This window comes from Aerococcus sp. UMB1112A (assembly GCF_030230715.1).
GTDB lineage: Bacteria > Bacillota > Bacilli > Lactobacillales > Aerococcaceae > Aerococcus.
Window position 1 is genome coordinate 44,817 of the sequence record NZ_JASPDS010000002.1, and the last position, 23,621, is coordinate 68,437.

The 23,621-nt window shown below is 46.4% G+C and carries 21 protein-coding genes and 1 tRNA gene; 4 read left to right on the forward strand and 18 right to left on the reverse strand.

Annotated elements, in window-relative coordinates; genetic code table 11:
• Positions 1 to 194: 194 nt before the first annotated feature.
• A tRNA-Ala gene (locus tag QP860_RS01395) sits at positions 195 to 267 on the reverse strand.
• A gap of 217 nt (positions 268 to 484) precedes the next feature.
• Between QP860_RS01395 and QP860_RS01400 the strand changes: the two genes are divergently transcribed.
• Positions 485 to 1,246, forward strand: a complete 762-nt coding sequence (locus tag QP860_RS01400) for an SDR family NAD(P)-dependent oxidoreductase (RefSeq protein WP_070617053.1) — start codon at positions 485 to 487, stop codon at positions 1,244 to 1,246.
• Between the two features lie 45 nt (positions 1,247 to 1,291).
• The gene (locus QP860_RS01405) at positions 1,292 to 2,416 is read left to right on the forward strand and encodes a pyridoxal-phosphate-dependent aminotransferase family protein (RefSeq protein ID WP_284912058.1); all 1,125 of its coding nucleotides are present in this window, start codon (positions 1,292 to 1,294) and stop codon (positions 2,414 to 2,416) included.
• Between the two features lie 52 nt (positions 2,417 to 2,468).
• Here the strand turns inward: QP860_RS01405 and QP860_RS01410 are convergent, their stop codons facing one another.
• From QP860_RS01410 to QP860_RS01425, 4 genes are read right to left on the reverse strand one after another with little or no spacing between them, the layout of a single operon-like run.
• On the reverse strand, positions 2,469 to 2,795 hold the full coding sequence (locus QP860_RS01410; protein ID WP_070617051.1) for an MTH1187 family thiamine-binding protein: 327 nt from the start codon (positions 2,793 to 2,795) through the stop codon (positions 2,469 to 2,471).
• A 17-nt stretch (positions 2,796 to 2,812) separates the two neighbouring features.
• Entirely contained in the window at positions 2,813 to 3,280 is a 468-nt protein-coding gene (locus QP860_RS01415; protein ID WP_070617050.1) for a hypothetical protein, read from the reverse strand.
• Positions 3,281 to 3,293: 13 nt separating this feature from the next.
• Positions 3,294 to 4,865, reverse strand: a complete 1,572-nt coding sequence (locus QP860_RS01420; RefSeq protein ID WP_070617049.1) for a vWA domain-containing protein — start codon at positions 4,863 to 4,865, stop codon at positions 3,294 to 3,296.
• A 19-nt stretch (positions 4,866 to 4,884) separates the two neighbouring features.
• Positions 4,885 to 6,084, reverse strand: coding sequence for an AAA family ATPase (locus QP860_RS01425; protein ID WP_070617048.1), 1,200 nt, complete (start codon positions 6,082 to 6,084; stop codon positions 4,885 to 4,887).
• A gap of 144 nt (positions 6,085 to 6,228) precedes the next feature.
• Between QP860_RS01425 and QP860_RS01430 the strand changes: the two genes are divergently transcribed.
• On the forward strand, positions 6,229 to 7,095 hold the full coding sequence (locus QP860_RS01430) for a fructosamine kinase family protein (RefSeq protein ID WP_070617047.1): 867 nt from the start codon (positions 6,229 to 6,231) through the stop codon (positions 7,093 to 7,095).
• A 49-nt stretch (positions 7,096 to 7,144) separates the two neighbouring features.
• On the opposite strand, the gene QP860_RS01435 is transcribed toward QP860_RS01430, so the two are convergent.
• The 3 genes from QP860_RS01435 to trkA form a co-directional block, all read right to left on the reverse strand.
• Entirely contained in the window at positions 7,145 to 8,077 is a 933-nt protein-coding gene (locus QP860_RS01435; protein WP_070617046.1) for a dihydroorotate oxidase, read from the reverse strand.
• Positions 8,078 to 8,264: 187 nt separating this feature from the next.
• Positions 8,265 to 9,713: a TrkH family potassium uptake protein gene (locus QP860_RS01440; protein ID WP_284912059.1), complete on the reverse strand. Its 1,449-nt coding sequence runs from the start codon at positions 9,711 to 9,713 to the stop codon at positions 8,265 to 8,267.
• Positions 9,714 to 9,716: 3 nt separating this feature from the next.
• Positions 9,717 to 11,081 carry a Trk system potassium transporter TrkA gene (gene trkA, locus QP860_RS01445; RefSeq protein ID WP_070486015.1) on the reverse strand — a complete coding sequence of 455 codons (1,365 nt, stop codon included), beginning with the start codon at positions 11,079 to 11,081 and terminating at the stop codon, positions 9,717 to 9,719.
• A gap of 329 nt (positions 11,082 to 11,410) precedes the next feature.
• On the opposite strand from trkA, the gene QP860_RS01450 reads away from it, so the two are divergent.
• The gene (locus tag QP860_RS01450; protein WP_284912060.1) at positions 11,411 to 12,634 is read left to right on the forward strand and encodes an NADH-dependent flavin oxidoreductase; all 1,224 of its coding nucleotides are present in this window, start codon (positions 11,411 to 11,413) and stop codon (positions 12,632 to 12,634) included.
• A gap of 74 nt (positions 12,635 to 12,708) precedes the next feature.
• On the opposite strand, the gene QP860_RS01455 is transcribed toward QP860_RS01450, so the two are convergent.
• From QP860_RS01455 to QP860_RS01500, 10 genes are all read right to left on the reverse strand, one after another.
• The gene (locus QP860_RS01455) at positions 12,709 to 13,404 is read right to left on the reverse strand and encodes a class A sortase (RefSeq protein WP_070617043.1); all 696 of its coding nucleotides are present in this window, start codon (positions 13,402 to 13,404) and stop codon (positions 12,709 to 12,711) included.
• Positions 13,405 to 13,454: 50 nt separating this feature from the next.
• The gene (locus QP860_RS01460; protein WP_070617042.1) at positions 13,455 to 13,823 is read right to left on the reverse strand and encodes a DUF4430 domain-containing protein; all 369 of its coding nucleotides are present in this window, start codon (positions 13,821 to 13,823) and stop codon (positions 13,455 to 13,457) included.
• A gap of 320 nt (positions 13,824 to 14,143) precedes the next feature.
• Positions 14,144 to 14,812 (reverse strand): phosphate signaling complex protein PhoU, encoded by a 669-nt coding sequence (gene phoU / locus QP860_RS01465; protein ID WP_168162691.1) that lies wholly within the window; start codon positions 14,810 to 14,812, stop codon positions 14,144 to 14,146.
• Between the two features lie 89 nt (positions 14,813 to 14,901).
• Positions 14,902 to 15,540, reverse strand: coding sequence for an MBL fold metallo-hydrolase (locus QP860_RS01470; protein WP_284912061.1), 639 nt, complete (start codon positions 15,538 to 15,540; stop codon positions 14,902 to 14,904).
• A 105-nt stretch (positions 15,541 to 15,645) separates the two neighbouring features.
• The gene (gene lepA / locus QP860_RS01475) at positions 15,646 to 17,484 is read right to left on the reverse strand and encodes a translation elongation factor 4 (protein WP_284912062.1); all 1,839 of its coding nucleotides are present in this window, start codon (positions 17,482 to 17,484) and stop codon (positions 15,646 to 15,648) included.
• 149 nt (positions 17,485 to 17,633) lie between these two features.
• The gene (gene dnaJ, locus QP860_RS01480; RefSeq protein WP_284912063.1) at positions 17,634 to 18,803 is read right to left on the reverse strand and encodes a molecular chaperone DnaJ; all 1,170 of its coding nucleotides are present in this window, start codon (positions 18,801 to 18,803) and stop codon (positions 17,634 to 17,636) included.
• A 92-nt stretch (positions 18,804 to 18,895) separates the two neighbouring features.
• Positions 18,896 to 20,719, reverse strand: a complete 1,824-nt coding sequence (gene dnaK / locus QP860_RS01485) for a molecular chaperone DnaK (RefSeq protein WP_284910864.1) — start codon at positions 20,717 to 20,719, stop codon at positions 18,896 to 18,898.
• Between the two features lie 58 nt (positions 20,720 to 20,777).
• On the reverse strand, positions 20,778 to 21,347 hold the full coding sequence (gene grpE / locus QP860_RS01490) for a nucleotide exchange factor GrpE (RefSeq protein WP_284912064.1): 570 nt from the start codon (positions 21,345 to 21,347) through the stop codon (positions 20,778 to 20,780).
• Positions 21,348 to 21,365: 18 nt separating this feature from the next.
• On the reverse strand, positions 21,366 to 22,427 hold the full coding sequence (gene hrcA / locus QP860_RS01495; RefSeq protein WP_284910863.1) for a heat-inducible transcriptional repressor HrcA: 1,062 nt from the start codon (positions 22,425 to 22,427) through the stop codon (positions 21,366 to 21,368).
• A gap of 248 nt (positions 22,428 to 22,675) precedes the next feature.
• Positions 22,676 to 23,527, reverse strand: a complete 852-nt coding sequence (locus QP860_RS01500; protein WP_070617035.1) for a MetQ/NlpA family ABC transporter substrate-binding protein — start codon at positions 23,525 to 23,527, stop codon at positions 22,676 to 22,678.
• Positions 23,528 to 23,621: the final 94 nt, after the last annotated feature.

Consider the following 23,621-nt stretch of genomic DNA (forward strand, 5'->3'; position numbering starts at 1 on the left):
AAAAAGCCACGGCAAAACCATGGCTTCATATCTGTAAGCAGGAGAGCTAATGCAGTCCCTCCTCAACTCTTGCGGGGTCTTTATCCCTCAAGCTTTATACTGGAGGGGTATGCTTTCAAACATTTCGTACTTTTTCAAGAAAGCCTTCATATCAACGTTTTAGGCTTGTTTTTGAGCGAACAAAACCCCTTCAATGGAGACGATCGGGCTCGAACCGACGACCTCTACACTGCCAGTGTAGCGCTCTCCCAACTGAGCTACGCCCCCGTCAATAAGACCATTCTACCTAATTTCCAATAGAAAGGCAAGGCCTTTTTATAAATAATTTTGCTATCCGGCAAAACATGGATAATAGGCATATGCTTTAATCTGTTTTTACAAGACTTTAGATAAAAAGCTGATGTATTCATTTGCTTTGGTTCAGGGGTCATGCTCTGAATTGAAAGCCTTTCCATGTTATACTGGAGCTAAAGGAGGATGACTCATGACAACATATACATTAATTACAGGTGCCAGTTCAGGGATTGGTGAAGCTTATGCCCGCTTAGCCGCTAGCCAAGGGGAAAACCTCATCTTGGTTGCCCGCCGCGAAGAAAAACTGGCTGCCTTAAAAGAAGAATTGGAAGACAAATATCCTAGCATCAAGGTTGACTACCTGGTCCAAGATCTTAGCCAGATTGACGAGCTGGAAACTTTTTACCAAAAGACCAAAGCTTATCACATTAAGTGTTGGATCAACAATGCGGGTTTCTCTAATAGTAAGGACTTCCTTAGCCAGACGAGTGACGAAATCTTAGAACTGATGAAGGTGGATATGCTAGCCCCTACTCTGCTCAGCCAGTATTACTTGCGTGATTACCAAGCCATCGAGGGAGCTTGCCTGGTCAATGTTTCTTCAGTGGCAGGCTATGAGCTGATGGAATCTTCACCCTTCTACAGTCCGATGAAGTTCTATATCAGCGCCTTTTCCGAAAATATTGGCCGCTATCTCCATAACCAAGAGGCAGCGGTCCAAGTCAAAATTTTAGCGCCGGCTGCTGTTAACACCGCTTTCATCAATGTGGCCTCTCAGGATGAGAGTCTGACAGCTGACGATGTTTGGAAACGCTACAATGAAGCGGATGAGATTGCCGCCTTCCTGGACCAGCTGATTAAGAGCGATAAAGTCTTAGCTAAGGTAAACCTAGACAGCCGCGAATTTGAACTCCTCGATCCGCAATTACCCAACCGGTGGGCAAAAGATTAGAATTGTATTATAATGAATAAAATGTTTTTGAAAGGAAGTTTTGCTATGTTAAATCTTAGTCCAGGTCCTTCCCATGTGACTGACAAGGTCCTCAAAGCCTTTGCCCAGTCGAAAACGAATACCGACCTTGACCATGACTACACCAACTACCAGCGTCAAGTGGAAAAGAAAGTTTCACAAGTCCTTCAGACGGATGCCCCTTCCTTCTTCATGATAGGCGAAGCGCTCATCACCTTAGAAGCGGCCATCTTCTCCATGGTTGAAGCGGGTGACCGGGTCTTAGTCCTCTCCAATGGGGTCTATGGGGCCGGTTTTGCAGATTTTGTACGTTTTGTTGGCGGTGAACCTGTTCTCTTCGAACAAGACTGGCGGCACGGCATTAAACTTGATGAATTGGAAGCCTTCTTAGAAAAGGACTCTGATTTCCAAGTGGCTACTTTCGTCCATTGTGAAACACCTACGGGAATCTCAAATGACATCCATGGCATCGGAAACTTGCTCCACCGCTATGACATCTTATCCATTGTGGACTCCGTCTCTGGAATCGGAGGCGAAGCTATCGACTTTGACCGCGCCCAAGTGGATGTCTTGCTCGGGGGCAGTCAAAAATGCTTCTCTGCCCCGGTTGGTATTGGTACCGTGACACTATCTCAAAAGGCCTTGGACCGGCTCGACCAGCGGCAAAGTCCCATCCCTTCTTTCTATTCCAACTTTAAGTCCTATCTTAATTTTGATAATGACCACTTCGATTTTCCTTATACCATGAGCGAGAACTTAGTCTATGCCATGGATGCTGCCTTAGACCAAACCCTCTCCCATGACTTCGCTGCTAAGCACGCCAAATGGGCTGGTAAGACGCGGCAGATTTTCCAAGAAGCAGGTTTTGAACTCTATGCCAAAGACCATCCTGCCAATACCCTAACAGCTGTACTCCTTCCCGAAGGCTTTAACAGTTTTGATGTAATGGCAGAAGTTAAAGAAGAAGGCCTCTTAATCGCTAATGGCGACGGCCCTCTCGGTGAGCGCATCTTGCGGATTGCCCACATGGGATCCAATATGGAAGTGGCTTATTTTGAAGCCATGTACAAGGCCCTCGACAAAGCCTTCCAAAAACTCGGCATCCCTAGCCAAATCTCCCTAGCAGAAGCCTTCCGTGCCTCTGATTTATAAGCTTCACTAAAAAAGATTGACTCCAGTTTTTATCTGGAGCCAATCTCTTTTTTTAATCTTCTTTATCAGCCAGTTTTTTCTCTTCCCGGGCGAGGCTAGCCTTCTTTTGTTCAAAGGCATCTTCCCGGCCTGGACGAATGTCAGCTCGGAAGCTAATTTCGGTGCGGATGCCATTTTCAGCCAAGACCTTAGCAGCCTTGGTCACCACCGCCATCACTTCATCCAAATCCCCTTCGATTTCGGTCGTCATAGCGTGGGTCTGGTAAGGCAGTCCTGAATCTTGGATCACCTTCACCGCTTGGATGACATATTGAGACAGGTGGTCACCTTGTCCGTAAGGGGCAATAGCGAGCGCACATAGGGTATTTAATTGTGACATATTCAAAGACTCCTTTCCTAATCATCTAAACCATAGCGGGCCTTATACTGGCTCACCTTCTGCTTGAGTTCGGGAACCCCATCACGCATGAGTTGTTCCCAAATCGATTCCTGGCTCCCATGCCGGGTAATACTCGACTGGGAGGCACTTGAATCTTGGCTTTGGGCCGCCTCTTTGACTTGAACATAGGCTTGCCATACGGCTTCTAGGAAGTCATCTTCCACTTCATCGACTACCCGGTGTTCCTGACGATAGAGGTTTCCCTTACGCACGAGACTCTCCTTCTGATAGCTGGAATTCCAGTGGTCGAGATAGCCTTGAGCGACCATATAGAAAGCAGCTTCATCCGAAATCTCCGAAAAGTTAAAGTGGGGTTCAATCTCTAGGGGCTCTAATTCCGGATAGCTGAAGGATTGAACCAAGGGTAAATAATCCCCAAATTGCACCCGGATTAGCGCTTTTTTCAGGTCATGTGTTTGCGACATAAGCCTCCTCCTTCTAATCATGGGTTTGGCGCAGGCGGTTTTGCATCAATTGATTATTGTAGGCTTCACTTTGACGCAAGTAAAGAATCTTGCCATAACTTTCGGTCGACAAGGGATTCTCTTCTTGAGGATCCGCCTGAGTCAAGATCCAGTACATGTTATGGTAGCCATAGCGGTCGAAACCATCATCCCCGTAACCGTCTGTAAAGTAGACAGCTACCGAATTATGGTCGTTAAAGCCATGGTCATGGAGCCACTCAAAAGCCGGCGCAAAGCTCGTCCCACCCCGCCCTTCAAAAGAAAACTGGGATAGGGTCTGGTGGGTCAAACGTTCAGCCTTCACCACCTTGGTATCGACTTGGACCAGCCAGACTTGGTTGCCCAGAGTCTTTTGGATATTGGCCAATTCACCTAGGCTATAAGCTAGGGCTTCCTCATTTTGCGAGGCGGAGGTGTCGACAAAAACAATCAGGGTCGTTGCGGTATCCAAGACCCGGCCGGGCAAGTCGATACGGAAGGGTTGCCGGCGGTTCATCCGGTTCTTAGACAGGCGGTAGGGAACGGGAGTTGCGCCCTCGCCCCTCTGGATAATATCCTTCCAGTTGATGGCCCGTGACTTGTTCATCGGTTTAACCTTTTCCGATAATTGGCCCGACAAGTGTTCCCGCATCTCATCGGTCAAGTCATCATAGGCCTTACGAACCAGGCCATTGATGATCTTACGGTGGAGGTCGTTATTCTTACCCTGGGGGATGACCTGCTGCATGGAGAAATTCTTCTTCATTTCATCGTTGAGCTGTTCGGCAGAATCAATGCGCAAGTCCGAGAGCTTATCTTCATCAAAATTACCCGCTAGCTGACTATATAGATCATCCATCTGCCCCGACCCCTTCATCTTCTCAAAGGTCGACAGGGTCCGGTTGTGGCTAGGATGGGAGGGATCATTAGCAATTTTCTTCATCTCTTGGTAATAGTAGAGGGTCCCCTTCTTCTCCTGTAGGCGGACATCGAGTTTCTTCCTTAAGCCAGGCAGGGAAACGGCGTGACTGGGAAGGTCTTGGATGTACTGGTTAATCTCTGTTTCCATCGCCACGCTCATGACCTTAGCATCCTCCGTCTCTTGAAAGGCCCAGTCATAATCGGTCATATGATTAAAAATTATGTGGTAACAAATCTGACGAATCCCCGCCAACATTTGCTTTGGACTCTCATAATACATGAAGAAAAGGATAGGATTGATAGTGAGCGTAAAGCGTAAGCCCTCAAAGGATAAGTTCAAGGGCTTAGCTAGGGTCTTGCTCATCTGCCGGTCCAAGCGGTAAATAATGCCCGCGAAGAGGCTGTCGTTAGCCCCACTGTAGCTGCGGTCCGTCATCAGAGAGGCCGTTAAAAGCCCAATGAATTCGTGCATGAGGTCAGAAAAGGTCTGGTAGTCCTCATCCGCCCCAAAATTCATGTAAATGATGAAGGCAATCCGCAAGCGAAAATAGCGGTTATCAATATTGTCGATAGCGAGCTCCTGCTGGCTAGAACCCATTAAAGCCAACAATTCATCCCGACTTTTATCTGTCTTGATTCCGTCCATACAGGTCTCCTTTCCCTAATTATTTCTTCGAAACGGCCATGGTGATCTCAAAGGCCCGGTCCACATAAGCATCAAAATTCGAGAGAGCTTGGTTCAAACGTCCCAAAGCTGAGTCTGCTTCGGCTTCGTTCAGACGTTTGACCAAGCTATAGACCTCATCTGCTTCCGTTGCCAAGAAGAGGTCCAAGTAACGGCTAAGCAGGTCCTGGTCGGTCAATAAATCCTCATGGTCCAGGAGATAGGCAGTCAGGTCTTCAATCACTCGCTTCTTGCGAATGGCCTGCATAGCTTGGTAGCGGTCGAGTATAGAAGCATCCAAGTGAGGACCTTCCGCTTCAACCACTTCCGACGCCTTGATAAAGTCGCCTTGGTGGGTTTGGAGATAGGAGAGGAAGACTTGACCGGCTTCTTCACCGATACAACCGTCAATCCCTTCAACGAGGAAGGCCAAGAGGTCATCATCTGCTAAATCAAGCAAATCATAGCCTGCCCCTTCATAGTTATAGAAGAGCTCCGATAAGCGCTCATAAGCACGAGGGGTCGGATTCTTATCCCGGGTTTCATCAATCACAATGAAGTATTGCCGGCCCTCTGCTTGGAGGAAGTCCCGGATGAGCGGATGGATCATGGAACGCCCTGGCCGCTTAGGATGGTCAGCTTGGGCAAAAGATTCCAGCCACTGGTCTAAAGTCGTTCCCATCCGAATCCGCATGGTCCGGTCATTAATGGCCATATCCCGGGCATTGGTCGCATAGGAAGAGCCTTCAAAGCCTTCAACATCAGAAGACGGGTTTTCCGCCGTAATAATAACCACATTGTCTGGCAGGTCGATCCCCATAAGATTGCGTTGGAGGACTAGGTTCATCAGTTCCCCTTGAACCATAGCGATCGGCCGATTAAATTCGTCGAGGAAGAGGATCACTTTTTTATCCGGATTAGCCTCAGCCGCATCAACTGCCCCTTGGACTTGCGGGTTGAGATAGTAATCGATCCGGTCTTCCTTAGGCACCGGCATGGTCAGGTCCCCAGGCTGTAAGAGCGAGCAGGTAATTTCAAAGAAGGGAAAGTCATTTGCAGCGGCGAGTTCACGCACGAGCTGGGACTTACCAATCCCCCCGTGTCCCACAATGTCTGTTACAATATTTGAATCTTCTTGGAGCAATAAATTAATTCCTTTAAAGACTGCACGATATGTCAGCCCTGGCACTCGGTCTGCCATCAACATCCACCTTTCTTGTGTTTCATTCAATCTTCTTCTATTATAACAAAGATCCAGCCTTGAAACTAATCCTAGCTTTTGAGCTTTCCGCCAAAAACCACTAGAATAGACATTGTAAGCGACTAAAGATATAGGAGGACAAGCATGTATACATTATCTGACCAACAAATTGCCCAATTGCCATTAGACGCTATCCAAAAACTCAGCCCCGTAACGGGTGGCGACGTCAACCAGGCCTACCGAGTCCAAACCAGCCAAGGCGACTATTTTCTCTTAGTGCAACCTAACCGCCGAGAAGATTTCTATAGGGCTGAAATTGCTGGTTTAGAAGCCATGGCTGAGGCGGGAATCCGCGTGCCGGAAGTCATTGCCCATGGCGAATTAGGCCCCGACGCCTACCTTGTCCTAGAATTTATCCAGGAAGGTCAAGGCCAACAAGCTGATCTCGGCCAGATGCTGGCCAAGCTCCACCAGAGCCATTCCGACCGCCAACAATTCGGCTTTGACCTCCCCTACCAGGGAGGCGATATCCGCTTTGAAAACACTTGGAGGGATGCTTGGAAAGACTTCTTTATCGACCAGCGCTTAATCCCCCTCGACCAAGCCATTAGCCAAAAAGGTCTCTGGCAGCCAGAAGACCAAGCCAACTATCAGAGGGTTCTTGAAATAATAAGCGAAACTTTAGACCAGCATAGCTCAAGCCCTTCCCTCCTACACGGTGACCTCTGGGCAGGCAATTATATGTTTGACCAAAACGGCCAACCGGTTCTTTTTGACCCGGCCTGCTTTTATGGTGACCGAGAATTCGACTTGGGAGTCAGCCTGGTTTTTGGCGGATTTAGCCCTGACTTCTACCAAGCCTATAATGAAGCCTATCCCCTAGCTCCCGGTGCCAAGCAACGCTTAGAATTCTACAAACTCTACTTCCAGGCCCTTCACCTCTATAAATTTGGCGCCACCTACCTCCAATCCGTCCGCCAAACTATGGCGCGGATTAAAGACCAGGCCTAAATTTTTCCATCTAAAAAAGCTGCGCTTTGACTTGCACAGCTTTTTTTGATTAATCCATATATTTTAATTTACCTCGGAAGTCTTCAATAGTCTTATAACCTTTTTCCTTCATAATGGCTTCGAGTTCTTCTGTCAGGCTCGCAAAACAGCCTTCTCCTTCTTCATAGAGGGTCGTCCCTACCCCAACCATGCTGGCTCCGCAAAGGATATGCTCAAAGACATCTCGGCCGTCGCAAACGCCGCCAGTCCCTATAATAGCAATCTCTGGCCGCAAACGTTGGTAGAAGGCATGGACATTGGCTAGGGCTGTTGCCTTAATGGTTTCGCCACCGATCCCACCAAAACCTTGCTTGGGTTTAATCACGACCTGCTCATCATGGATCACGAGACCGTTGCCCACCGAATTAATGCAGTTAACGTAGGCTAAGGGATAAGCATTGAGGATATCCGCCATCTGGTCAAAGTGACTGGGGTCAAAGAATGGGGGCAGCTTAACCCCTAGGGACTTGGTAAAGAAAGAAAAGACGCGTTTTAAAATTCGGTCAGTTGTTTCAAAATCATAGGCAATCTGCGGCTTCCCGATAACATTGGGACAGGATAGGTTTAATTCCACGAGTCCCTTGAAGTCACTCGCTTCGACCTCTTCTAAGATTTTATAAATTTTTTCTTCTTCCAGTTCAGTAACAGAGAGGAAATAAATTTTATCCGGTTTAGCCGCTTGGAAGTCTGCTAGAGCTTGGAGGTAGTAAGGCAAGCCTTGGTTGGGCAGTCCGGAGGAATTAATGCTCCCTAAGGCAAAAGTCTCCACTCGCGGCTGGGGATTTCCCTCCCGCGCTTCCAGGGTAGCCGTTTTAGTGATGAAGGTCCCCGCTGCTGAGTCATCCAATGCAGCAAGTTCTTCCTTCCTTTCACAGGAAACACCCGAAGCGTTCATAAGACAATTAGAAAAATGAAAGTGATGAATTTGACTTGGTACAGCCATTGATAAGTCCTCCTAATCATAAATTATAAAAAAGAACCCCCTAAATGAAATAGGAAGGTTCTAAAGCAAATACTTTGCCCATAAAAAGAGGGATCCCATCAAAAGTAAGCATTTCTTCTGTCATTTGATGGGTCCCTCCTCTTTTTATTTCTTTTTATAGTTTAGCGATTTTGCCCGATCCTGTCAATTAGATTTTTTGCCAGGTGTGCTTGGAGAAGAGCAGGAGCATCGGATAGATCTCTAAGCGACCAAAGAGCATGGCGAAGGATAGGACCAGCTTGTTCCAATCGCTTAATTGGGCAAAGCTCGCAGCTGGCCCGACTTCTCCTAGACCGGGCCCGACATTGTTATAGGCCGTAGCGACAGCCGATAGAATAGTCTCCAAGTCCCCCATAGAAGGAGATACTAACAGCACAAAGAGGACAAAGAGCAAGACATAGGTCACAAAATAATTCTTGACGGTCGTCAACCAAGCCGTGTCCACTTGCTTGCCTTCCATCCGTGAGGCGACGGCCTGGTTAGGATGGATGATTCGCTTGGTATTAGCTAAGAAGCTCTTCCATAAGATGGTCAGACGTGAAACCTTGAGACCACCCGCCGTTGAGCCGGCACAGCCCCCGACAAACATTAATAAAAGTAAGATCACTTTAGAGAATTCTGGCCATTGGTTAAAGTCATTAATGGAAAAGCCGGTTGTGGAAATCACCGAAGCAACAGTAAACAAGGCTTCTTCGAGGGCCTGACCGAGGCCAGCTGTTTGATCTTTAATGTTCCAAATAATCAAGGCTGTCGCTCCTGCTACAATCAAGAGGTAATTTCTTAACTCCTCATTTTTAAAAGCCCGGCGGTCTCTTTGGATGAAAAAAAGGAAGTAGAGGTTAAAGTTGACCCCAAAAATTAACATGCCTGTGATTAAAATATAATTGATCAGACTGGAGTCGTAATAAGCAACACTGGTCGCCTTAATCCCAAAGCCCCCTGTTCCGGCCGTCCCAAAGGCATGGAGGATAGCGTCAAAGACCGGCATCCCAGCTAAGACCAAGGCCAGAATTAAGACAAGGAAGAAGACGAAGTACAAGGCGTAGAGGATCCGGGCGGTAAAGGATAAGCGGGGAACGATTTTACCGAAGCTGGGCCCCGGCACCTCGGCACTCATGATCTTACCTGCCCGGCGATCAACACGGGGCAAGGCAGCTAGAACAAAGACCAGGATCCCCATCCCACCAATAAAGTGGGTAAAGGTCCGCCAGAAGAGGACTGAATGGTCTAGCGATTCGACATCGGTCAGGACGCTAGCCCCCGTCGTAGTAAAACCACTCACCGTTTCAAAAAAAGCATCGAAGAGCGAATCCATGCTGCCGGTAAAGATAAAGGGCAGGCCTCCAAAGAAGCTCATTATAATCCAAGACAAGGCGACCACCAACATAGATTCCTTGGTATAAATCGCTAGGTTGGCTAACTTACGGCGGCCCATCAGCCCTCCAGCCAACATCAGGAAAAGAGCTGGCCCCAGAAAGGCGAGGACATTATCCCAGCCTTCCTGGTAGAAGAGAGCCACTAAGACAGGCAGCAACATAAGGAAACCGCATACGGCGAGTATCCGGCCTAGGGTATGGACAATTACACGTGTATTCATGCCCTACCCCCTTAGAATGTCATCCAGGTCGGAGATATCACGTTGGTAGGCGACGATGATCAAGCGGTCGCCAGCCTGTAACTGGTCATGGCCACTCGGGATAATGATTTGTCCCTGGCGAAAAATCGACCCGATCATCACATTGTCGACCAGGTTAATTTCAATTAAGGACTTACCGACCAAGCGCGAATCCGAAGCCACTGTGAACTCAATGGCTTCCACCTGGTTATTGGCAATGCGGTAGAACTTCTCAATATTAGACCCATAGGAGCGTACAAAGGAGCGAACCAGGTGGATAATACGGTCCGCGAAGAGCTGGTGGGGGATCACTACGGTTTCCAGGTCCATCAGACCAGTATATTCGATCAAGGCCACCCGGTCCATCTTAGTCAGGGTCTTGCCGATACCGAGGCGCTTGGCCAGGATAGATAAGACAATATTTTCTTCATCAATCCCAGTCAGGGTTATGAGGGCATCAAAATTCTCCAAATATTCTTCAAATAAGAGGTCTGGATGGGTCCCGTCGCCGACAATAACCACTGCTTCTTCATTCTCAGCAGCTAGGCGGAGAGCCTTTTCTTCCTTGCGCTCAATCACCTTAACGGCAATCTTTCTTTGGATAAGTTTGGGCACCAGGTGGAAGGCGATATTGGAGGCACCTACGATCATGGTCGAGCGGATCTTTTTGGTCGAGCCGCCTAGGACCTTATAGAACTCACGCAATTGCTGGGAATCCCCTGTCACATAGACCCGGTCATTGGCCCGGATCACGAAGTCCCCATAAGGAATAAAGATTTCGCCCTGGCGTTCCACCACGCAGATCAAGATCTTATCAATATGGTCAAAGACCGCTCCTAACTGGCTGAGAGCCAAACCATCAATCTGGCTACCCTCACTCACATCCAAACTAATCAGATGTGCCCGGCCCCTGAAGAAGGATTCTACGCTAAAGGCAGAGGGATAGTCTAGGTTATTGAGCATTTCAGTCGCAGCCTCCAGCTCAGGATTCACGATGAGATCAATCCCGAGTTTGCCATTGGAGAAGTTCAGATAATCCGTATATTCCGGATTAGACACCCGGGCAATAGTATACTTGGCCCCGAGTTCCTTGGCCACAATGGAGGCCATCAAGTTGATTTCATCATAATTGGTCACTGCAATAAAGACATCGCAGTCTTTAATATTGGCTTCTTCTAAGACGCTGATGGTCGCTGCATTTCCCAAGACTCCCATAATGTCATAGTTGGCAAGCAAGTCTTCTAATTTATGAGCATCTTTTTCAATCAGTGTCACATCATACTGTTTACTTGAAAGGTCCTCGCATAAGGCGGAGCCGACTGCTCCAGCCCCCACAATTGATATTTTCATTTGACTTAACTTCGCTTCTTTCTCTTTATCATTCATCTGCTAAGTTATCATTTGGGCATGAACCAGCTCAACTAAGCGCTCGTTCCTATCATTAAATCGCATTGCTTCATTAAGGCGCAAGCTTAATCATTGCAGAGCTCTGGCCGGCATGATCTAAGGCCGAGCCCCTAACCTGCATCATTGAAATCTCTTAACTTAAAGGCTTGCCCCTCCTACTCAGCACTAACTATAATAGTCGAATGCCCTAAAAAATGCACGCCTTTTTTAAAAGTTTTTTAAAGTAAAAAAATATGCTATAATCGGTAATAAATATGATAGGAGGAAATCAGATGTCCAAACAAACAACTGCCAAATACCAGGCACTTTTTGAGCCGGTTAAACTCCCTAATGGAATTGAACTAGCAAACCGCTTTACCCTCAACCCCCTCACCACTAATTCATCGTCCAGAGAAGGCTTCGTGACCGATGAAGACCTCTTCTACGCTGAGAGACGGTCCCAGTCCGCTCCCCTACAAGTGACGACCGCTGCCTATATTGAAGACTATGCCCAACTCTTCGAATATGGGCCCAGCGTCCGTGATGACCGCTTCATCTATGGCTTGTCCAAATTAGCTGAAAGTATGCAAAAAGACGGGGCTAAGGCAATCTTACAGCTCACCCATGCTGGCCGCTTCGCCAAGATTGCTCTTCAAGACTACCATGCAGTCTATGGCCCTAGCCGGATGGAGCTGAAGACCCCAGTCGAACATACCGTCTACCCCATGAGCCAGCGCAAGATTGACCATGTCATTGCCCAGTATGCCGCTGCAACTCGCCGCGCTATCCAAGCAGGCTTTGCCGGGGTGGAAATTTCTAATGCCCAACGTCTCCTCCCCCAACAATTCTTCTCTCCCTTCTCCAACCAAAGAGACGATCAGTATGGCCCCCAATCCATCGAAAACCGGGCCCGCTTCGGGGTTGAAGTCACAGCCGCTTGCCAAAAGGTGATCGAAGAAGAAGGAGCTACAGACTTCATTCTTGGCTTCCGGGGCACGCCAGAAGAAACCCGAGGCAGCCAAATTGGCTATACAGTTGAAGAATTTAACGAGTATTTCGACCGCTTGCTCGATGTCGCTGACCTTCAATACTATGCCATCGCCAGCTGGGGCCATGATATCTATAAAGAAAAGGTCCGCGCCGGCAAATACGAAGGCCAATTCGTTAATGAAACGGTTTACAACCATGTCAATGGCCGTGTGCCCGTCATTGCAACCGGTGGGATCAATAGCCCTGACAAGGCCCTTGAAGCCTTCCAATATGCGGATATGGTGGGCCTGTCTTCCGTCTTTGTCACCGAACCTGATTTCGTGACTAAGCTAGAAGCTGGCCAAGAAGATGAGATTAACCTGGGCTTCTCAGTTGAAGAACTCGATGACCTGAAGATCCCTCACCGGGCATTCAAGGACCTGGTTGAATTTATGGACTTTGGCGGCTCGCTCCCCCAAGAATCTCGCGACCGTTTGCGCGAACTTGCTGACCAAACACCAACTTCTTACTTCAAAGAATACAAATAAAAAGCTAAAAAATAAGCGGCCCTTCCTCACTAGCAGAGGAAGGGCCGCTTATTTTGCTTCGCTAATTTTTTAGTTTAGTAGATATGTTCCACATCACGGTATTCTCCCTTGAAGAGGTCCAAAGTCTTTGGATCAGCTTGGTCAAAATCAATGGTATCGACCAGCTTGGCCTGGACAATCTTACGGTTGGGATCGTCCCCTAGAGCCTTGGTGCAGGTCATCAGGGTCAACATGGCCTGATCAGTCTTAGGATCAACCAAGTCCACCCGAGTTTCTGGAACCACCTCATTAAAATCGACCTCGAAACGGTAAATTTTATCTAAGTCAGTCACATAGATCGAATCCCCCATCTTGGTCTTGTCCAGGATGGGCGTAAGGAGAAGGTTTTCTCCAAAGTAATTCATATTATGACTGGTAATCGGATAATTCCCCTGGCCTAATTTTTGTTCGCCGGGGAAGAAAGTCGAAGCCCCATGCAACATATTTTCTTCAGTTAGACCGTCGAAAATAGGCACATAAATGTCGGCATCAGGATAAGCCACTGCTCCAATCACTGGAATCACCGAATTTAAGCCTTTAATCCGCTCTTTAGCAGCGGCGACATCTTCCGTGCTAGCCTTAGCCTCTGCTTTAGAGGAAGCAAGTTCCTGACTGCTTTGACTGCTTGCTGCCTCGTGGGCTTCCTTAACCGGGGCTTTCTCCGCTGAACAAGCGCTAAGAACAAGGGCTGCCAAACTTAGGACTGCCAGATAATGTGTCATTCTCTTCATGTTTTTTCTTCCTTTCTAAACTATCCCATCATCCTTGGACTGAGGACCAGCTAGCTTATCTTATCAAGTTTCCAGACGACTTGGTCGCCTCTTTCGATCTGCACCTGGTCTAAGGGGATATCGCTCGATTCTTGGTTTAATTCATAGCGCCACCAACGCTTGGCTAGGGGATCTTCCCGGTAGCCATTGATCGCTTGGATATAGTGGCCGTCCGTTTCAAGCTCATAATGATCAGCCATGACATCGAGCAAAGTTTCCCCAATGACTTCTTCTTTGGGCAAGCTTTTATCTTCCAGCAGCTTACCATCCACATAGACTTGGATAGTCAAGTCTTCTTGGGGCTTAACGTTTTGTTGGCAAGCCCCTAAGCCAGCGATCATAAGCAAGCCCAAGAAGAACTTCCATAATCCTTTTTTCAATGCTTTCCACCTTTTCTGTGAAAATTTCCTTAGCTAAGTTTATTCTAAACTAATTTTTATGACTTGTTAAGCTTGAAGGTCTAAAATCCCTAAATGAAAGTCATACTAAAGTTAAAGAAAACCACCAGCTAGATAGCTAGTGGCAAGATAGACTAAGCAATCCTTAGAGCCCTAAGACTTAATTAAGCTCTTCTCTTGATAAGCGAATGGATTGCATCCTTCCTCCAAATTTCCCATTAATGAAATCTTTGACTTCATCTGAATAGTAAATATCTAAAAAAGTCAGCCTGTTTCCAGACTGACTTCACTATTAGAAGTGACTAGACGTTCAAGTCCACCATGTCGCCATCTTCCATATAAAGGACGCGTTCACAAATATTGGTGGTGTAGTCTCCTAATCGTTCATAGTTTGAAGCAACAGAAAGATAGGCAGCTGCACTTTCACTAAGGTCTGCATTGTCCCCTGCTGTAATTTCATCAACGATATCATTGTGGACTTGCTTGTAGAGGGCATCGACTTCATGATCTCTTTCCGCAATTTCCTTAGCAGCTTTAGCATCTTTAGCAAAGAAAGCAGCGATGGCATCTCTAACCATAGCCTCCACTTTAACTGACATTTCACGAATTTTTTCTTCAATAGCTGGCAGACGTTGAGAATCAGCAATAACTAAAGAAGATTTAGCGATTGATACAGCATGGTCGCCCATCCGTTCTAAGTCTGAGGTTGCTTTTAAGATCGAAGCAATCATCCGTAAATCATTGGCAACGGGTTGTTGCAGGGCAATTAAGCGATAGCAGTCCCGCTCAATCTTAAACTCGTACTCGTTGATCTCATCATCATTTTCAATAACTTGCTGGGAAATGACAACCTTGTGATCGAGTAAAGCATCACTTGAATGTTCAATCGCTTGAAGGGTTAGGTCTCCCATACTTTTAAAGAGTTCGCTCAGTTCATGTAATTGGTTATCAAATGTTTTTCTAATGGACATTATATAATCCCTCCAGGTTGTAATGTTAAACATTGTTTTCTAATTTAATTATAACCTAGCTAAGCCTAAATTGTAAGTAAAATCTCTTATCATGAAAGCTTGAAGAAGGGATTATGATTTCTTTCTTCAGCAATCGTCGTTTCCCCCATATGGCCAGGAAATACCCGGGTATTTTCGGGGAGGGCGAAGAGTTTTTGGATGATGCTTTTAAGAATAGTTGCCGTATCCCCACCGATTAAGTCTGTCCGACCAATAGAATGACGAAAGAGCGTATCTCCAGAAAAAAGAACGCCCTCTTCCTCAAAATAAAGGGAGACCCCACCCGGCGTATGTCCTGGGGTATGGAAAACTTCAAAGCTAAAACCCGCTAAATGGTAGGTCTTGCCTTCTTGATAGGCCTCTTCAGCCGGCCGGCAGGTCAGGGCTTGGGAAGCAAAACCGAGACCTGATAAGTTCTTCTCAGGAGAAAGCAAGTAGTCCTGGTCAGCAGGATGGATATAGACAGGCGCCTGGCTATAGTCTCTAATGGCCTCTAAAGCCCCAATATGGTCGCAGTGGCCATGGGTCAGTAAGATTGCTTCTACTTCCAGTCCTTGATCTTCTAAATAAGCGATAATCCGATCAGGCTCTGCTCCCGGATCTAACAAAAGGGCCTTGGTCAACTCTTCCTGGTTGATGATATAACAATTTGCCTGGAGTGCCCCAACTGTTAACGTTTTGATTTGCATCTGACAACCTCATTTCTATCGTTTTCCTTATTCTAACACAGGAGAAATTTGATATAAAATTAGCAAAAACCAGCTGTAAAAAACAGCTGGCTCAGTCGACAAGACTTAGGCATCGTCATCCATATTGAGAATGGCAAGGAAGGCTTCTTGTGGCACTTCCACCGAACCGATGGCCTTCATCCGCTTCTTCCCTTCCTTTTGTTTTTCTAGTAATTTACGCTTCCGAGAGACGTCCCCGCCATAGCACTTGGAGAGAACATTTTTACGCAGAGCCTTGATATTGGTCCGCGAAATGATCTTATTGCCAATAGCGGCTTGGATGGGAATTTCAAATTGTTGACGCGGAATAACTTCCTTCAACTTGCTGACGAGCTGACGACCTCGTTCATAGGCAAAGTCTTTGTGGACAATAATCGAAAGAGCATCGACAACTTCGCCATTCAAGAGGACGTCTAATTTGACCAATTGACTTGGCCGGTAGCCTGTAATTTCATAGTCAAGAGAGGCATAGCCCTTGGTATTCGATTTTAATTTATCGAAGAAGTCATAGATGACTTCGGCTAGGGGCATATCATAGATCACCGTAACCCGAATATCATCTAAGTAATTCATGGTCACAAATTCACCCCGCTTGCGCTGGCAGAGTTCCATGACTGCGCCAACGAAGGATTGGGGAACCATAATTTCAGCCCGAACATAGGGCTCTTCTACATGGTCCACTTCCGTATTATCTGGCATTTCCGATGGGTTGGAAACTTGAACAACCTCGCCATCCATTTTATAGGCCTGGTAAATAACGGAGGGGGCCGTCATAATCAAGTCCAGGCCAAAGTCGCGTTCTAAACGCTCCTGGGTGACATCCATATGCAGGAGGCCGAGGAAGCCGCAACGGTAACCAAAACCGAGCGCGGTCGAACTCTCTGCCTCGAATTCCAGAGAGGCGTCGTTTAAGTGAAGTTTCTCTAGCGCTTCCCGCAAGTCAACATATTCCGAAGAATCAACAGGATAGAGTCCACAATACACCATGGGTTGCATCTCCCGGTAGCCTGGTAAGGGTTCAGCAGCTGGATTAGCAGCCAAAGTAACTGTGTCCCCCACTTGGGTATCTTGGATGGTCTTGATGCTTGCGGCCAGGTAGCCCACATCGCCGGCCATTAAATAATCTCTTGGAATCGGTTGAGGGGACATAATCCCTAGTTCCGTCACATCGAATTCTTTACCATTGCTCATCAGTTGGATGGTATCGCCCTTTTGGATAATCCCATTTTGGACGCGGATACTTAAAATAACGCCTTTATAGGCATCATAAACTGAGTCAAAGATTAAAGCTTGGACAGGTCCCTCCAGGTCTCCTTGAGGGGCTGGGATATCATGGACGATCTGTTCAAGAATTTCTGGAATCCCAATTCCTGCCTTGGCACTGGCCAAGACTGCTTCACTAGCATCCAGTCCGATCACATCTTCGATTTCCGTGCGGACCCGCTCTGGATCGGCAGCTGGCAGGTCAATTTTATTGATTACAGGCAATAATTCCAAGTCATTCTCTAGGGCCAGATAGACATTAGCCAAGGTCTGCGCCTCAATCCCTTGGGCTGCATCCACCACTAAGATAGCCCCCTCACAAGCCGCTAGACTCCGTGAAACCTCATAGGAGAAATCGACGTGTCCTGGCGTATCAATTAAGTGGAAAATATAAGTCTCCCCATCATCAGCCTGGTATTCTAACTCCACCGCATTTAATTTAATGGTAATGCCCCGCTCCTGTTCTAGGTCCATGGAGTCGAGGAGCTGGTCGTGCATTTCACGGTCGGAAACAGTCCCCGTCTGTTGGAGAATACGGTCAGCCAAGGTCGACTTTCCGTGGTCAATATGGGCCACGATTGAGAAGTTTCGAATCCTCTCTTGCCTTTCTTTTAACTTTTGGATATCTAATTGATTTGACACCTAAATATTCACATCCTTATAAGCATTGTTCGTTAATGATCTATTCTCTATTTTAATGTAAAGAGATAGGATTAGGCAAGCTTTGTCTTTCGTTTGGATAAAAAAGAGGCCGAGCACTTTTTTAAGTGTTGGCCCCTTCTCGGTCAGGCTTAATCTTTAAAGCGATTTTTCAATTTTTCAAAGAAATTTTGTTCTTCTTCCGTCACATTATCACCTGATGCCTCAGCAAATTGGCGGAGTGCTTCTTTTTGTTTGTCGTTAAGATTTTTCGGTGTCACAACCTTGACTGTGACATGTTGGTCACCGGTTGAATTGGAATTAATCTTAGCGACACCCTTGCCCCGCAAGCGGAAGTTATCCCCGGACTGGGTTCCAGCTGGAATCTTCATCTTCACCTTGCCGTGGACAGTTGGAATTTCTACCTCATCGCCTAGAGCGGCTTGAGCGAAATTAATGGGGTATTCGAAGTAAATATCAGCGCCCCGGCGGTCAAAGATATCACTCTCTTGGACTCTAAAGACAACATAAAGGTCGCCCTTAGGCCCTCGGTTATAACCAGCGTTCCCTTGGTCAGCTAGGCGCATGCTTTGGCCATCATCCACTCCGGCAGGAATATTAACCTTGACGGTGTGGGTAACGGTTTCACGGCCAGATCCATGGCAGTGGTCACATTTGTGTTCAATAACTTCCCCTTCTCCATCACAGTTAGGGCAAGTCGTTTGGGTTTGCATCCGCCCGAATGGCGAGTCACGGGTTTGGTTGACAACCCCGCTCCCATTACATTGCTGACAGCGTTTGGCTGCCGTACCAGGCTTAGCCCCCTTACCATTACAAACATGGCACTCTTCCTCGCGCTTATACTTAATGGTCTTTTCAACCCCAAAGACGGCTTCCTTAAAGCTTAAGTCAATGGTGTACTGCAAGTCATCCCCCTGGCGAGGAGCATTCGGATTGCGAGCTTGGCCAGATGAGAAACCACCGAAGCCGCCGAAGCTCGATCCTCCACCAAAGAATTGGGAAAAGATATCTTCAAAGTCGGACCCCGTATAAGATTGGTAGCTACTTTGGCCACCTCCGAAGCCACCAAAGCCGCCTTGAGCCCCGGCATGGCCAAACTGATCATACTGAGACCGCTTCTGTTCATCACTCAAGACTTCATAAGCTTCCGTTATTTCTTTAAATTTTTCCTCAGCATCGGGAGCATCGCTGATATCAGGGTGGTATTTTTTAGATAGCTTGCGGTAAGCTTTTTTTATTTCTGCTTGGCTAGCGTCCTTAGAAACGCCTAGAATATCGTAATAATCACGTTGTGTTGCCACGCGCTTCCCTCCTATCTCATCTTCTTATCTGTTAACTTTCAAAAGAAAACCCCCTGCCCTTGGCGCAGAACAGGGGATAAACTCGAACTTAATTAGTCATTATCGACTTCTTCAAAGTCAGCGTCAACGGAGCCGTCATCATTTTTGCCATCTTCTTCACCATTTTGAGCGTCAGCTTCTGCTTGAGCTTGTTGGTAAAGTTGGACCGTTAGATTTTGAAGGACTTCGTTCAATTCATCTTTCTTAGCACGCATGTCATCCAAGTTATTGGCTTCTTGGGCAGCCTTCAATTCATCTTTCAGGCTATTGGCCTTATCGATTTCAGCTTGGTCAACCTTGCCTTCCACGTCTTTAGTGGTTTTTTCAGTTTGGAAGATCAATTGTTCCACTTCATTCTTCAAGTCAGCTTCTTCTTTACGTTTTTCGTCTTCAGCTGCGTTAGCTTCAGCATCCTTCATCATCCGGTCAATTTCTTCTTCGGTTAAGCCGGAATTAGATTGGATAGTGATGGCTTGTTCCTTACCTGTGCCTTTATCCTTAGCGCTAACGTTAACAATCCCGTTCTTGTCGATGTCGAAAGTAACTTCGATTTGTGGAACACCACGTGGGGCTGGGTTGATATCAGTTAATTGGAAGCGTCCTAAAGTCTTGTTGTCTTCTGCCATTGGACGTTCACCTTGGAGAACGTGAATGTCTACGGCTGGTTGGTTATCAGCTGCAGTTGAGAAGACTTGAGATTTAGAAGTTGGAATAGTTGTATTCCGGTCGATTAACTTGGTGAAGACACCACCCATGGTTTCGATACCCAGTGATAATGGGGTAACGTCTAAGAGTACAACGTCCTTCACATCACCTGTAATTACCCCACCTTGGATAGCGGCACCCATGGCAACCACTTCGTCAGGGTTAACAGAACGGTTAGGATCTTTGCCTGTTTGTTGTTTAACGGCGTCAACAACCGCTGGAATACGGGTAGACCCCCCAACTAAGATCACTTCATCAATATCTGAAGCTTTAAGGCCAGCATCAGCTAAGGCTTGTTGGACAGGTTTCTTCGTCCGTTCAACCAGGTCAGCCGTTAATTCATTGAACTTAGCCCGACTTAAAGTAGTTTCTAAGTGTAGAGGACCGGATTCACCAGCTGAAATGAAAGGTAAGCTGATTTGGGTTGAAGTAACCCCTGACAAGTCTTTCTTAGCTTTTTCAGCGGCGTCTTTTAGACGTTGCATAGCCATCTTGTCAGATGAGAGGTCAATCCCATTTTCCTTCTTAAAGTCTTCAACTAAGAAGTCAACAATCTTGTTATCGAAGTCATCCCCACCAAGTTCATTGTCACCTGCAGTGGATAGTACTTCGAAGACACCATCGCCTAATTCAAGGATGGAAACGTCGAAAGTCCCACCACCCAAGTCAAAGACGAGAACTTGTTCTTCAGAATCAGTCTTGTCTAAGCCATAAGCTAGGGCAGCTGCGGTTGGTTCGTTAACAATCCGGTCAACCTTCAAGCCAGCGATCTGACCAGCATCTTTAGTTGCTTGACGTTGGGCATCGTTAAAGTAAGCAGGAACGGTAATCACGGCATTGCTTACCGTTTCGCCGAGGTAGTCTTCCGCATATTTCTTCAGGTATTGAAGAATCATGGCAGAGATTTCTTCAGGGGTATAATCCTTATCATTTAAGTGAACCTTGTAACCCGATTCACCCATGTGACGTTTGATGGATGCAACTGAATTAGGGTTGGTAACCATTTGACGTTTAGCTACTTCACCGACAGATGATTCCCCATCTTTAAAGGATACAACAGATGGTGTCGTCCGGTTACCTTCTGGGTTTGGAATAATCTTAGGTTCGCCACCTTCAAGTACTGCGACAGCTGAGTTTGTAGTTCCTAAGTCAATACCAATAATTTTTGCCATAATGTAAAATCTCCTTTTCTTCGATTATTCGCTCTATAGCGTGAACATTAGTCTTTTTTTATTGTGCAATGATAACCATTGCAGGTCTTAAGACGCGGTCCTTTAAGACATAACCTTTTTGGTAAACTTCAACAATTTCTTCTGCTTCTTGACCTTCTTCAGCAGGCACAGAAGAAACGGATTGGTGGAAGTTCGGGTCAAAGGCTTCACCGACTGGATCGATCACCTCAACCCCTTCTGCCTTCAAGGCTTGAAGCAAGCTTTGGTGGACCATCTCAACCCCCTTCTTCAGATTATTGGACGCTTCGTCATCAGCTTCAATAGCCAAGGCGCGTTCCAAATTATCTAGGGAAGGAAGAATGGCTTGGGCCAAATTTTGTGACCGATACTTGGCCGCATCTTGTCTTTCGTTAGCATTGCGGCGCTGGATATTTTTGATTTCAGCAGATAAACGTAAGATTTGATCATCTTTTTGCGCGATCTTATCTTCCAATTCAGCCACCGGATCTGCTTGACTTTCTTCTTTTTCTATATTTGTTTCATTTGTTTCAGTTTGTTCGTCGACTTCTTCATTAGAAACTTTCTCTTTTTCTTCTTCTCTTTCGAAATCTTTTTCCTGATCTGACACTTGAGTAAAGCCTCCTTTTTAATTTTGCCTTAATTCATTGCTCTCATCCAAATACCTGCGAATGGCAGATCGCATCCCATTAAAAAGCTGGGCAACCTGCAAGTAAGACATGGTTTCTGGACCGAGAATCGCAAATGTAATTTGATTAGCAGGATCTTCTTCACCAATTGTTGAAGTCATTAAACTCATATGCTTGAGCCGTTTATCTTCTAATTCCTTGCCGATGCGAATCTGAATACCGGTTTGGGGTTCCTCGATTAGCTGGGTGACCACATCTTGGTCGCTCAATAAGGCATTAAGATTTAAGATTTGGTCAATCTCGTCTTTCTTCGATAATGTTTGATAAAACTTATCCGTGCCTTGAATATTGAGCCTCTCTTCATTTAATTTCATCAGCAAGCTTTGAATGAGTAACTCTTTCTCAAGTAAATGTTGGACCGAACGATCCAAATAGTGGATATAGTCTTGGCGCAAACGCAGGACAACTTCATAGAGTGGGAGTCCCACCAGCTCTTCATTCACCAAATGAACAAGCTGGTCAAGCGCGCCTTCGTCCAATCCTTCAGGAATCGTGAAGACTTGATTTTCAACAGCTTCTTGGTCAGTAATGAGAATCGCCATTGCCTTGTGTGGTGTCATGCCAACAATCCGAAAGGCAGCTAAGCGATGGTGGGTTACTTGAGGACCCAAGGCGATAGCAACGTAACTTGTCAGTTCAGCCATCGCCTCAGTTGACCGAGCAATTATATCTGCCAACTGGGTATAGGGCGAAGCAAAAATCTCTTCAACCCGCTCAGCCTGGTCTCGACTTAAACCGCGATCAATTAGTCCCCCGTAACGGGGCAAAATATAATTGATATAATAGCGGTAGCCTGACTCAGTCGGCACTCGTCCTGAAGAGGAATGCATCTTCGTTAACAAGCCAAGCTTCTCCAAATAACTCATCTCATTACGGATAGTCGCCGAACTTGCATTAATATGGGGGTCATCAGCTAAGGCCTTGGACCCCACAGGCTCAGCAAGGGACGCATGAGCATCGATCACTGCCTGCAAGATCAGCATTTGTCTTTCTGTTAACATGTTCTCACCTCTTTAGCACTTGGCGACTTCAACTGCTAACACATATAATATATCATGTTCAGAAATTAATGTCAACAATAGTCAAACATTTTTTTGATCTTTTAACAAGAGAAAATATATGTGCACTAGACCAAAGATCTAAACTATCTACTTAGGCTAAAAAAAGCCCTAGTTTCATAAGCTTAGGGATGTCCATTTTAAATAAAAAAGTCATGAACAAATTGAACATGACTTTTGGTTAATGCCTCTTACTTCTCGTATTGACTGGCTGCTTTAATTTCTTCCTGGTCTAATTTAACCGGCTGTTTGGTCCCTTTAAATTTTTCCTTAACAAAATTTTGAACATCCTCCGAATGGTAGAGGTCGAGAAGTTTTTTAAGGGCTTCTTTATTGGGATGGTCCTTGGCAACCGCAAGGATATTGACGCTGCCCAGAGTATCGTCATTGACACTTTCTTTATAGATCGTATCCTCTTCTAGATCCAAGCCTGCTTCCATGGCAATCGTGTTGCCGATGCAGGCCGCATCTAGGTCAGTCAAGCTGCGTGGTAGGGTATTCTCATTCATCACGTCAAAATTTAATTGTTTGGGGTTGGCCTGGATATCATCCACACTGTAGAGGCTCTTCTCTTCATCACTTAACTCAATTAAGCCCGCTGCCTGAAGCAAGAGCAAGGCCCGGGACTGGTCAGAAGGATAGTCTGCTAAGCCGATATGAGCCCCTTGGTCCAGATCTTCCAACTTGTCCAAGTTAGCGGAATACAGGCCCATGGGTTCAAAATAAGTCGATCCCAGAGCTACAAGGGAGTCGCCTTGTTCTTGGTTGAAGCTATTCATGTAGGCAAAATTCTGGAAGGCATTGACATCAACCTCCCCTTCAGCCGTCGCTGTATTGAGAACTGGACCTTCGACAAAATCTTTAACCTCAATTTCAAAACCAGCCTCCTGAGCTGCATCCGACTTAGCAATATAGCGCCAGATTTCAGCATCCGAAGCCTTAGAACCAATTAATACCTTCTGTTGGCCCTTCTGTCCCTGGCAGGCTCCTAATAAGAAGACCAAGGAGACCAGGAGAAGCAATCGCCATCCTTTTCTTACCATCTAATCATTCCTTTCTAATAAAACGCTTTATCCTTATTATAATGATAAAATTAAAAATTGTAAGAGGCAATCTTCAGCCTCTAGTCGCTTTTAG

Coding starts and splice junctions, on each gene's coding strand:
- QP860_RS01440 (WP_284912059.1), bottom strand. CDS start 9,713: ATGAATACACGTGTAATTGTCCATACCCTAGGCCGGATACTCGCCGTA.
- dnaK (WP_284910864.1), bottom strand. CDS start 20,719: ATGGCAAAAATTATTGGTATTGACTTAGGAACTACAAACTCAGCTGTC.
- QP860_RS01400 (WP_070617053.1), top strand. CDS start 485: ATGACAACATATACATTAATTACAGGTGCCAGTTCAGGGATTGGTGAA.
- QP860_RS01430 (WP_070617047.1), top strand. CDS start 6,229: ATGTATACATTATCTGACCAACAAATTGCCCAATTGCCATTAGACGCT.
- QP860_RS01410 (WP_070617051.1), bottom strand. CDS start 2,795: ATGTCACAATTAAATACCCTATGTGCGCTCGCTATTGCCCCTTACGGA.
- phoU (WP_168162691.1), bottom strand. CDS start 14,812: ATGTCCATTAGAAAAACATTTGATAACCAATTACATGAACTGAGCGAA.
- QP860_RS01405 (WP_284912058.1), top strand. CDS start 1,292: ATGTTAAATCTTAGTCCAGGTCCTTCCCATGTGACTGACAAGGTCCTC.
- QP860_RS01450 (WP_284912060.1), top strand. CDS start 11,411: ATGTCCAAACAAACAACTGCCAAATACCAGGCACTTTTTGAGCCGGTT.
- QP860_RS01455 (WP_070617043.1), bottom strand. CDS start 13,404: ATGAAGAGAATGACACATTATCTGGCAGTCCTAAGTTTGGCAGCCCTT.
- QP860_RS01435 (WP_070617046.1), bottom strand. CDS start 8,077: ATGGCTGTACCAAGTCAAATTCATCACTTTCATTTTTCTAATTGTCTT.
- QP860_RS01470 (WP_284912061.1), bottom strand. CDS start 15,540: ATGCAAATCAAAACGTTAACAGTTGGGGCACTCCAGGCAAATTGTTAT.
- hrcA (WP_284910863.1), bottom strand. CDS start 22,427: ATGTTAACAGAAAGACAAATGCTGATCTTGCAGGCAGTGATCGATGCT.
- QP860_RS01425 (WP_070617048.1), bottom strand. CDS start 6,084: ATGGCAGACCGAGTGCCAGGGCTGACATATCGTGCAGTCTTTAAAGGA.
- QP860_RS01420 (WP_070617049.1), bottom strand. CDS start 4,865: ATGGACGGAATCAAGACAGATAAAAGTCGGGATGAATTGTTGGCTTTA.
- trkA (WP_070486015.1), bottom strand. CDS start 11,081: ATGAAAATATCAATTGTGGGGGCTGGAGCAGTCGGCTCCGCCTTATGC.
- QP860_RS01500 (WP_070617035.1), bottom strand. CDS start 23,527: ATGGTAAGAAAAGGATGGCGATTGCTTCTCCTGGTCTCCTTGGTCTTC.
- QP860_RS01415 (WP_070617050.1), bottom strand. CDS start 3,280: ATGTCGCAAACACATGACCTGAAAAAAGCGCTAATCCGGGTGCAATTT.